This window comes from uncultured Sulfitobacter sp. (assembly GCF_947500075.1).
GTDB lineage: Bacteria > Pseudomonadota > Alphaproteobacteria > Rhodobacterales > Rhodobacteraceae > Sulfitobacter.
Genome location: NZ_CANMQS010000001.1, coordinates 718,399 through 728,001 on the forward strand (window position 1 = coordinate 718,399; position 9,603 = coordinate 728,001).

A 9,603-nucleotide genomic window follows, 5' to 3' on the forward strand; every position below is an offset into this window, starting at 1 on the left:
TTTTGTGGAGAATATTGATGCGATATATGATTTTGACCGCCCTAATGGTGGCAACGGCTTGCGCAAAGCAACCTGAGAACATTCCGGCTGCCGACATCGGACCTAATCCATATCTGCGTTTCTCTTGCAAGAATCTCGCCCAAGAAAAACTCAACCTGTCTCAAAGTTTGGAGAACTTGAGCGCAGCGCAAAAAAGTGCTGCCAGCGGAGATACCGTAGGTGTTCTCCTGCTCGGCCTTCCTGTTTCGAGCATGTCGGGAAATGATAAGGAAACCGCGATTGCGGTTACAAAGGGTCGCATCCAAGCTGCTGAGGTAGTTCAGCAACAAAAGGGCTGTGCATGAATAGGATGGTGTCTAGTTTCCGGCTTGGATTTGACTCCAGAGATCACTTCTAGCGTTCAAGTTCATCGCTCTTTCGGGCTGTCAGTCGGCCAACCACGCGGAAGGCATATTCGCTCACCGGCTTGGTCTGTGTGCTTTTGGTTTGAGTGCTTCCCAAGCTCTACGGTGTCTCCGCAATGTAAGTCAGCTGCATGCTCCGTTGCAGCGCCCCAAGTGATGCTTGGGCGTTTTGTTGCTGCGTCAATAGGCTGATTAGCGAGCCTCAAAGTCGGGGTTCAATTGCGCTCGCAATGGTTGGTGCGACATTGAGTCACTCAACTTAGAAGCAACTCGCGGTGGCAGGGCTGTTCGGTGCTCTGCTACTTATTGTGAGAAGGCTTAACTCAAACCGATATGTTGCGCTATCTTCGGCGCAACACTTCTCCAAAATGGAGAGTCATTGTGAATTACCGCACTCCCATATCAAGAGATTTGCTTACGGTTCCAACCGTCACACTCGCCAAAGTGGCAAACTGGCTCGTTGCAAAAACACCCTTTGAATGTCGCTATGAGCTTGCAGATGTTCTTTCCAACGGCGAGCCTTGCTTTGGGTGCGTTTACGAACTGGCGGGAAGCAATACCAAGTACATGTTGATATCAGATACCGGGGAAGGCGAACAGTTAGCCGCAATCGTGCTATTCGGTTGGGATGATGTACGTCGTCATCATCAACGATTCGGTGATGGGCGCGCTATAGTACTGGAAGACGAGAGCGCTATCGTGGAACCACCCTTTTGCGTTCAAGCATTGGCGCTCGGTCAGTACGTCTCACTCAAAGCGGGAAGGACTTATTGACTCGCCCTTTTGGGGCACTTCTCCCACACGCCTGCTGCGAGAAAAACCTGCAAATGTTGAGTGAGGCCTCCTTAGAAGACATATAAGTTCGCCCGGCAGGGCTGCATGTCTTTGCCTGGGGTACGGCTCAAGTTCTGCATGTTCTGTTACAGTTTCTAGAACTACTTTCGGCGGTATCGATGCGGCTATGTGCGTTCTGTTGATGGAGCCAGATGGCCTACGCGCAGCGATGAATGCAGTTGCAATCATAGATAGTAATGCCATATTCACGTCAAAATTGTAGTCTATACATCTGCGCAACCAAGGAATGAGTTGGGCTCAAGATGTTCAGTTTTTCAAAGCAAACTTGTGAAATCAGCCGCATACAGGAAGTGTACGAAGTTACACAAGATTTGAAGCGGTTTGTTCAATTCGCTTCTTCAAGCAAGGCTCTTCTTGATGGGGGTGTTGCAGATAGCGCCGATATTCCTTCAAAACGACAGGCCGAAGCGATCATAAAACGTGCGTACCAGTGCGGCATTTTCGAGATCCCTCAGGTTGTTAAGGAGATTGCTGAATTGTCTACCGCTAGGACTGAAAAAGCCGTTCAGCAACATTCAGAAACAAGCTGTTCAGGAGACATTGTTGATTGGGAGGCCAACCAGAAGCCTACAAAGGCTAAGGGCTTCTTCAGGTAGAGCCTTTAGGTTGGTGGAAGAAGATGCAGACAAAGATGAGCCAGCATTGGTGGGGGTGTCACGAGGCATTGTTCGCCGACTCATCGGCAATCGCGCTTCATCGATACGGAGTAAGCGTCCGGTCTGACCGACCCTATAGTGCGGTTTTCCATGGCAGGAGATCATCGACGCGGTTGATCTTGTAGTCTGGAATGCGGGCGAGTGTGTCGGCCAACCATTGCTGCGGGTCGATACCGTTCAGTTTTGCGGTTTCAATCAAGGTGTAGGCGATGGCGGCTGCGCGACCACCGGTCTGTGATCCGACAAACAGGTAATTCTTGCGCCCGATTGCGACGGATCGCATGGCCCGTTCGGCGGTGTTGTTGTCCAATTCCAAGATGCCGTGGTCGAGGTACGGTCTGAGCCGCGCCATGCGCGTCAGTGCATAACGGAGTGCACCTGCCAGTGGCGACTTACCTGAGATACTGGGCAGTTGGGCGTGGAGCCACGTTTCCAGATCATCGAAGACCGGCTTTGCCTGCGCTTGCCTGATCTCGACGCGTGTTTCTGGTGGCGACCCGCGCACCGCCTTCTCGACCGCGTAGAGCTGCGCGATGCGTTTGATGGCTTCGTCGGCGATAGCCGAGCGTTGGGCGCGGTGGACGTCGACGAACTTGCGCCTGACATGCGCCATGCAGGCGACCTCGTTGATATCGCCTAAGCGGTAGAGATCTTCGAACCCGGCATAGCCGTCCGCATGCATCCAGCCATGGTATTTGGCCAGATGATCTTTGGGATGCTGCCCTTTGCGATCAGGGGAGAACTGATACCAACTGGCAGGTGGAACGCTACTACCCCAAGGCCGCTCATCCCGACCATAGGCCCAAAGGCGTGCTGTCGCTGTTTTGCCCGTGCCGGGTGCCAGCATCTTCACCGGCGTATCATCAGCGAAGATGACCTGACCGGCCAGCACATGCCGCCCGATAGCATCCGCCAGTGGTTCCAGAAGCGCCGTGGACTTGCCGATCCAATCGGCCAGCGTTGAACGATCAATGTCGATCCCGTCGCGTTCGAAGATGCCGCTTTGACGATAGAGCGGTAAGTGATCCGCGTATTTGTTGACCAACACATGCGCCAGCAGGCCCGGACCAGGACGCCCGCGCTCGATGGGACGCGATGGTAATGCGGCTTGTGTGAAGGCTTCGCAGCCTGAGCAAGCGAAGCGCGGCCGCACGATGCGGTTCACGATGAAACGACCTGGAACGTATTCCAGCTCTTCGGTCACATCCTCGCCGAGGCGGCGCAGTCCACCACCGCACTGGGGGCAATCTTCGTCGCCAGTCGTTAGCTCCACTTCCATGCGCGGAATGTGATCAGGGATGGGGCGGCACTTTGGTTTGTCTTTTGGCTCCTCATCGGGAAGCCGCAGCTTTGCCGTCATCTTGGCGACTGCGATCTCGCTCGTTTCCAGGTCCAGCTGAAGCTGCTCGATACTCTCTGATGACGATCCAAAACGGTGATTGCGATGACCTGCCAGTTGATGGCGTAGCTTCTCTATCAGCATGGCCTGCGACTTCACCTCGGCCAGCAAAAGTGCTGTGAACTGCCTGAGTTCATCAGGGTCTTTCGGCAGGGCTTTGTCGACGTCCAGCATGGCTAGACTATAGCAAAACAACGACACGGCGGGAATCCCACGTGCGCATTTACCCAGCCCTAAGCGGTGTCCAACTGCGCTGCGGCACACGCCAGTCGATCCCTTCGAGCAGCATCGATAACTGCGCGGCAGTCAGGGCGATCTTGCCCTCTTTCGCCGATGGCCACACGAACCGACCTTTCTCCAGGCGTTTGCTGAACAGGCATGCGCCCTGACCATCCCACCAGATAATCTTGATCAGATCACCGCGGCGACCACGAAAGACAAACAGATGCCCGGTGAACGGATCCTGCTTCAACGTCTGTTCGGCCTGAGCTGCAAGCGTCGTGAACCCGCGCCGCATGTCGGTCACACCGGCGGCCAGCCAGACGCGCGTGTTCGCAGGGACAGGGATCATATGGAAAGGCCACGGATCAGCCGCGCCAGCGCCTCGGGATCGTAGCTACCGACAATCCTCAATTGATGGCCGCCTGCGATGTCGATCTCAATCGCACTGTGGCCGGATGCAGCATTGGCTGCACGCGCGGCGCCCGGTTCTTCGGTGGCAGGCCGGTCAACAATCTCCACAGGCAGCAAGCAGGGCGTCTCACTAACCTCGTCTTCAATAATCTCCCGATCCGGTGCAAACTTGGGATCACGTAGCCATTTGTGGATCAGGTTGGTGTTCATGGCATACCGCCGCGCGACCTGCGCAACCGATACCCCCGGCGCACATGTTTGCGCACAGATCGACACCTTCTCCTCATCCGACCAGAACCGTTTCTTCTGACCCTTCTTGCCCGCCATAGCCGCCCTCAAGATGTCCACTATCAATGGTGGACACTTATCAACGCACTCTATGACACGTCAGAGCAGCAAGACCGGACGCTTACGATACGGAGCGGGATTGGTCGGTTTCATACTTGCGATACCTACCGCCAGAATACCTTGGACAATCCCGTGCCAAACCAGCCGCGATGACTCTAGCACTGATGTTTTTACCGTTTCTGCCTTCTTTTGGAGCACCGTTAACCAGTTGTTAACGATTGGCTGCAAGTCTTCCGGACACGCAAAAAAGGTATCATCATGGACGATAAAGAACGCATACTGGCACTTGAAAAAGCACTTCTTGATTATGTCAAAACGTATGGCTTCAACGAAGCAGCAAGGGAATACTTTGTTCGCGGGAGTTCTCAGTTCGCATCTGAACAACGCCAGTTAAACTGAACCAGAGGTGATGCTGTATCTCCCAGAACTTTTGGTAATCCACATTCTTCTAGGGATTTACGCTGATAGCTGTGAAGTTTCAGGCTTTCAAATTGATGGAGGCCACCATGCCAATAGGACTCGAGACGCGCAGCAAGCACTCAGATAGACCAGACACCGTTAGAAGCTGCCCCTTCAAAACACCGGATGAGATTCAGAAGCTAACCCACAGAGAGTATCCGCACTGGCACAGATTGCTAAATGGAAGGCACATCGGGGTTCATAGACAAGATGAACGGATCTGTAACTGGGTAGCCCGAACACTGCGCACCAACGGGAGCTATCGCCAGAAGTGTCTGGGTGCCGCCCTCCCTCTGAGCAAGCCTGCAATCCCATATCAAGAGGCAGTTGCAAGGGCTTTCGAGTGGTTTGAAACCTCTCAGGTTCAAGCCTTGTCAGTGCCGCCAGAGAGCGTGGGTAGAGTTACCAAACTTTCAGTATGCCCAATTGGGCCTGTCTATACAGTGGGGCACGCGATGGCGGATTATCTGGAGTGGTCCAAATTGGCCCGCTCTGAAGGCGGTCATTACAACAATCTCACATTGATGAACCACCATCTGGTTTCGGATTTCAGCGGAATTCCGATTGAGGATTTCCGTGGCAAAGACATGCAACGGCTAGCAATAAATACCTTGGAGCAGCCACCGAAGAGGGGCTTTGAAAGCCTACCTGCTCGAGTAGAGATCAACGACCTTACCGCAGACGAGGTGCGCAGGCGTAAACGGACCTTCAACTCACTGGTGAGCATCTTGAGGATGGTGTTTCGCTATGCTTGGGAGAACGGGCATTTGTCGTCAGAGCGTTCTTGGAAATGCCTGAACCGAGTATCCGTGAATCACAAACCGCGAACAATCTTCCTTACAAGGCCTGAATGCAGTCGGCTGCTCAACTCCTGCTCAGAGGCTCTTCTTAAGCTGGTCATGGCGGCTTTGTATACCGGATGCCGAGTGGGCGAACTTGGTGAATTGCGGGTCGAGGACGTCGGCAAGGATGGCTTTGGAATTCACATCAAAGCCTTCAAAAGCAGCCCGGCCAGATTTGTTTTCCTCCCAGAGGAGGGCATGGCATTCTTTTTGGCCGCCTGTGTTGGCAAAAAGGATAGCGATCACGTGTTTGTGTCAACGAAAGGTCTGCCCTGGCGGCGGCAACACACATTGCAGTTTCGTACTGCGGTGGCAAAGGCTGGTCTACCGAAAGAGTTCGTCTTCCATGGTCTCCGGCACACCTATGCGAGTGATCTCATCCAAGGCGGAGCGACATTGGACACAGTCGCCAAGCAGCTCGGGCATGCGAGTACGCTCACCGTTATGACTACATATGGCCACCTCGCCGCACAGGTCAGGGAGGCAAACGTTCAGAGGTGCTTTTCTGGCTTGTCCGAAGCGAACAAAGAGCAAGCCGAAAACCTTAAAGAACGGTTTGCTCAGATGCGTCGCGGGAAACCTCCCCAGAATTGGAATCGAGAAGGAACGCCAGAAAATGAAAGCTCACTCCCTTCAAAGCCGTTGGCCCGACCGAGCAAAGAGGTAGTTGAGGTATTTGATGGCCTGTCCGGTAGGCACTGACTCCTCATTCTGGGCGCAGTCGCGAGAGTAGCGGCCCACTATATCTGGCATGGTTTGAACGCGGCCAAGCAATCTCCTGATGATGCCTGAAAACGGGAACAGAATTCCTCGCTTGTGGCTTTATCCGGTTAGCCGAGGTGCACTGGAGCGCTTCAAAGCTGCGGCGAACCTCCTCTTCGCGCTGATGCGCACAGAGATGCCCATAGGTGGTGCTCACAGTCTGGACGTTACAATGACCAAGTTGCTCTGCCACTGTTAGCAAAGATGCGCCGCCCTGAATCAATTGGCTCGCATAAGTATGCCGGAGACCGTGAAACGTGATTGAATTAGGAAGCCCCGAGAGCTTCCGTGCTTTCTGAAAGTGGCTCTTGTACTCAGCACCCCAGATCCTCCCGCTTGCCCTACTGAATAAGTTCTCTGAGGGGGGCCTGTTACCAGCGATACATCGAAAGAACTCAAGGCCCTCAGGAGGCAGGAAGACAAAACGCTGCCTCACGCCTTTCAAGGATGAAACAAAGACTGCGCATCCACTTTGGTCCAGGTCCTCGACACGCATTTTGCAGAGTTCGTTTGCACGGCAGCCGGTATAAAGAGCAGCCTGTACCAGGATCCTCAGATCATCGGAACATGCGTCCAACAATCTTTGGCACTGTTGACGACTGAGAAAAACAACGCGCGGGCGGTCTACATTCGGAAGGCGGCGCAAGCATCGTATCGGCTTGTCGCCCTCTAGGTCGCCTCTTTCCCAAGCCAGGAGGAACGCTCCGCGCAGGATACTAATCAGCGCGTTAAGGGTCTTCTTACGTTTCCGCAGCGCCTCTTGGGAAAGCTCTCGCAGCTTGTTGCGGGTCCTCGGGTCTTCCCGCCCAAGTTTTGGAGGCGTTTCGATCACTTGGAGGCAAAAGTCACCAAAGTGTTTTCCGTTGAACTCCTCCAGTAGCACGAGCGCTAGATTTGGGACGATGTAGTAGTTGATTAGGCTTACCAGCGTTTCGAAGTGCGACCTTGTTGCAGCCATAGCCTTCCACTCAAGATAGTTCTTCATTGCGCTTGCGACCGTTGGAACGCTGCCAATTGGGCAGATACTCAAAGACCGTTTGGAACCAAGTTGATATGGCTCGGCAGCAATGATAGCGATATCAGACCTAGCAAACCAGTCCTCAGCATTCCTGACGGCTTCTTCAAAGCTCATCTGGTGCGTGTGTCCCACCCGGTGTTGCTTATATCCTCCGTCCCTATTTCTGACCCGAGCGACCCAATTGCCGCCTGAGGTTGACTGCTTTTGGAAGCCAACGTGACGGCAGTAGCTTAGAAGGATGAAGTATGGCGCGGTTCTCGGTTGCAGACTCCTCCGGACATCAGGATCGCTGATATCTGGTCGGACTATCAAGTTAACTCCTTCTTGGCCTCAGGGCACAGGTCCGCCGCACCATTTTCTTTTGCGGTCCCCGAAAATAGTCTCGAACAACCGTTCTGTTCTCTTTGGGCAGATTCTCCCAAGGCAACCATTCAATCTCATAGCTAAGAGCTTCCGCGATACGCTCCATAGCGGCACTGCTCATCACGCCTTTGATTGCTATTTCCTGACCGCCAATTTGAGGTGTGGCGTTGATCTCAACGTCAGTCCGCTCTTTGACCATTTGAATGTAAGGGTTTACGCCCTTCATGAATTCACTGTCGATGATGATAAGTTTAGCCGAAAGCTGCACGCATTGGCGAACAATGCGAAAATGGTCCATTACGTGATACATGATTCCGAAGAGCGCCACGACATCAAAGGTCTGCTTCTCTGCGATCAGACGATCCAAAGCGTCGAATAAGTCTTCTGCTGCAAGGGTTACTCGCTCCTTCGCAGCGGAGTCTGGCAATTCATCAAAGAGCTCAACTAAGTCAGCACGTCCCTCGATGCCAAGCACGCTTTCCGCGCCAGCTTCCGCAAGGGCATAGCTCCAACGTCCATCATGAGCTGCTATGTCCAGCACTTTCGCGCCCTTGATATCGTCAAGGAATGGCTCGATCAGAAAGGCATGGCGCTGCCGCTGACGGGCCAGATGTTTAGCATCCTCGCGGTACTTTTGGAGCCCATTCAAAAACTCAAGTACCGGCATCTGCTTCCCTTTCGTACAACATGTATCACTTGGTTGATGGTCTTTTGAGACTCCAACACAGGTCTGAGAGTACGCTGCTGACGACAAATAGCCACTCCAAAATACACCAGCTATTGTTCGGATGCCCGGTTCCTCAGCTTAACTCCGGCGCCGCCATGGTTCTCTGGGCTTGCAAGAAAACCGTACCGGGGAGATGCGCCAATATGGCATCTGGAAAGCCAATGGCCTGCCTTTCACTGTACAAGGCTTTGCACAGGATGGGCGCGCAATCTCCCTAACGGAGTTGGCTGCTGCTAACGACTTCCCTGCCGAGGAGCTACAGGGTTGTCCTCCGTCAGAGGTCAGCGGCCAATGGAACGGCATGCTGCTGCTCAATCTGGATGAGAAGTGCTTTTCAATCGTTGCACTTTGGTGGGCCGAGAATGGAGCACTGCACCAAAAAGCTCGGCACTGCTTTGCGGATGAACGCATGATGCCACAACAGACTTGTGCAGAAGTATAACGAACAGACCAACACTAAGTGAATGGATTTGGCAGCGGAGAACGTGGCTAGGGAACCGCCTCCGCTGCTAAGGCCAATGCGCAGTAAAGATGGGTATCAACCTGTTCCTAAGATGTCTGGAGGACTCTCGAGGAATGCCTTCAAAGGTAGCTTCATCGCCAGATGTAAGGCAAGCGGTACATCATTTCCGAACGAATTGTGGTCACCTCGGGTCAGATGCAGCCCGCGCTACCGTAGATAGAATGCCATTTGGAAGCTGGTAAATCACTGTTTAAGCGCATAACAGGCCTGATAGGGCAAATCGCCTTGTCTCAAACCGGGACACGTCAATAAAACGGTAAACAAATGCGTCATTACGTTCCCAAGCGCCGCGACCCGTTCGAAATGCACGATGATGCTATAGCTGAAGGCTGGCAGGCCGTGGACACCATTCCTCTCAAAGGGGAGGGAGAGTTCATGGTATTGACGCTGTCGGGCATGATCCGCTTAGCCCGCAATCGCAGAGAAACCCGCAACATCAAGCCAGCGGATGGGTATGGCCCAATGCGGACTACAGTCGGGGCCGTGGTATCGGGGAACTACCTCGCAGCGATAGCATGGAGATGGCCGAACTGAAATGAAGCAATGTCTTTACGCGAATTCGGTAAGGTCTGTTGTCGAACAGAGCGCTCTTTCGCTGCGGCTGGTCCAATGAT

Annotated in this window: 11 protein-coding genes; 6 read left to right on the forward strand and 5 right to left on the reverse strand. The window is 53.6% G+C overall.

Features of this window, described 5'->3' with window-relative positions; genetic code table 11:
* Positions 1-17: 17 nt before the first annotated feature.
* From Q1A91_RS03485 to Q1A91_RS03495, 3 genes are all read left to right on the forward strand, one after another.
* On the forward strand, positions 18-344 hold the full coding sequence (locus Q1A91_RS03485; protein ID WP_299872871.1) for a hypothetical protein: 327 nt from the start codon (positions 18-20) through the stop codon (positions 342-344).
* Between the two features lie 441 nt (positions 345-785).
* Positions 786-1,178, forward strand: coding sequence for a hypothetical protein (locus Q1A91_RS03490; RefSeq protein WP_299872873.1), 393 nt, complete (start codon positions 786-788; stop codon positions 1,176-1,178).
* A 323-nt stretch (positions 1,179-1,501) separates the two neighbouring features.
* Positions 1,502-1,855 (forward strand): hypothetical protein, encoded by a 354-nt coding sequence (locus Q1A91_RS03495; RefSeq protein ID WP_299872876.1) that lies wholly within the window; start codon positions 1,502-1,504, stop codon positions 1,853-1,855.
* Positions 1,856-1,988: 133 nt separating this feature from the next.
* Here the strand turns inward: Q1A91_RS03495 and Q1A91_RS03500 are convergent, their stop codons facing one another.
* Genes Q1A91_RS03500 through Q1A91_RS03510 form a run of 3 tightly spaced genes read right to left on the reverse strand, consistent with a single transcriptional unit; the run spans position 1,989 to position 4,274 of the window.
* Positions 1,989-3,488 carry an IS66 family transposase gene (locus tag Q1A91_RS03500; protein WP_299872878.1) on the reverse strand — a complete coding sequence of 500 codons (1,500 nt, stop codon included), beginning with the start codon at positions 3,486-3,488 and terminating at the stop codon, positions 1,989-1,991.
* Between the two features lie 49 nt (positions 3,489-3,537).
* Entirely contained in the window at positions 3,538-3,885 is a 348-nt protein-coding gene (gene tnpB / locus Q1A91_RS03505) for an IS66 family insertion sequence element accessory protein TnpB (protein ID WP_299872881.1), read from the reverse strand.
* Positions 3,882-4,274, reverse strand: coding sequence for a transposase (locus Q1A91_RS03510; RefSeq protein ID WP_299872883.1), 393 nt, complete (start codon positions 4,272-4,274; stop codon positions 3,882-3,884). Before Q1A91_RS03510 ends, tnpB begins: the two co-directional genes overlap by 4 nt.
* Before the next feature lie 279 nt (positions 4,275-4,553).
* Between Q1A91_RS03510 and Q1A91_RS03515 the strand changes: the two genes are divergently transcribed.
* Positions 4,554-4,694, forward strand: a complete 141-nt coding sequence (locus Q1A91_RS03515) for a hypothetical protein (RefSeq protein ID WP_299872887.1) — start codon at positions 4,554-4,556, stop codon at positions 4,692-4,694.
* A 515-nt stretch (positions 4,695-5,209) separates the two neighbouring features.
* Positions 5,210-6,298 (forward strand): site-specific integrase, encoded by a 1,089-nt coding sequence (locus tag Q1A91_RS03520; protein WP_299872890.1) that lies wholly within the window; start codon positions 5,210-5,212, stop codon positions 6,296-6,298.
* 4 nt (positions 6,299-6,302) lie between these two features.
* On the opposite strand, the gene Q1A91_RS03525 is transcribed toward Q1A91_RS03520, so the two are convergent.
* Both Q1A91_RS03525 and Q1A91_RS03530 read right to left on the reverse strand, forming a co-directional pair.
* Positions 6,303-7,490: a site-specific integrase gene (locus tag Q1A91_RS03525; RefSeq protein WP_299872893.1), complete on the reverse strand. Its 1,188-nt coding sequence runs from the start codon at positions 7,488-7,490 to the stop codon at positions 6,303-6,305.
* A 199-nt stretch (positions 7,491-7,689) separates the two neighbouring features.
* Positions 7,690-8,406, reverse strand: a complete 717-nt coding sequence (locus Q1A91_RS03530; RefSeq protein ID WP_299872896.1) for a DUF1698 domain-containing protein — start codon at positions 8,404-8,406, stop codon at positions 7,690-7,692.
* A 193-nt stretch (positions 8,407-8,599) separates the two neighbouring features.
* Between Q1A91_RS03530 and Q1A91_RS03535 the strand changes: the two genes are divergently transcribed.
* On the forward strand, positions 8,600-8,908 hold the full coding sequence (locus tag Q1A91_RS03535) for a hypothetical protein (RefSeq protein ID WP_299872899.1): 309 nt from the start codon (positions 8,600-8,602) through the stop codon (positions 8,906-8,908).
* Positions 8,909-9,603 lie beyond the last annotated feature (695 nt).

Coding starts and splice junctions, on each gene's coding strand:
- Q1A91_RS03485 (WP_299872871.1), top strand. CDS start 18: ATGCGATATATGATTTTGACCGCCCTAATGGTGGCAACGGCTTGCGCA.
- Q1A91_RS03495 (WP_299872876.1), top strand. CDS start 1,502: ATGTTCAGTTTTTCAAAGCAAACTTGTGAAATCAGCCGCATACAGGAA.
- Q1A91_RS03500 (WP_299872878.1), bottom strand. CDS start 3,488: ATGCTGGACGTCGACAAAGCCCTGCCGAAAGACCCTGATGAACTCAGG.
- tnpB (WP_299872881.1), bottom strand. CDS start 3,885: ATGATCCCTGTCCCTGCGAACACGCGCGTCTGGCTGGCCGCCGGTGTG.
- Q1A91_RS03510 (WP_299872883.1), bottom strand. CDS start 4,274: ATGGCGGGCAAGAAGGGTCAGAAGAAACGGTTCTGGTCGGATGAGGAG.
- Q1A91_RS03515 (WP_299872887.1), top strand. CDS start 4,554: ATGGACGATAAAGAACGCATACTGGCACTTGAAAAAGCACTTCTTGAT.
- Q1A91_RS03520 (WP_299872890.1), top strand. CDS start 5,210: ATGGCGGATTATCTGGAGTGGTCCAAATTGGCCCGCTCTGAAGGCGGT.
- Q1A91_RS03525 (WP_299872893.1), bottom strand. CDS start 7,490: ATGAGCTTTGAAGAAGCCGTCAGGAATGCTGAGGACTGGTTTGCTAGG.
- Q1A91_RS03530 (WP_299872896.1), bottom strand. CDS start 8,406: ATGCCGGTACTTGAGTTTTTGAATGGGCTCCAAAAGTACCGCGAGGAT.
- Q1A91_RS03535 (WP_299872899.1), top strand. CDS start 8,600: ATGCGCCAATATGGCATCTGGAAAGCCAATGGCCTGCCTTTCACTGTA.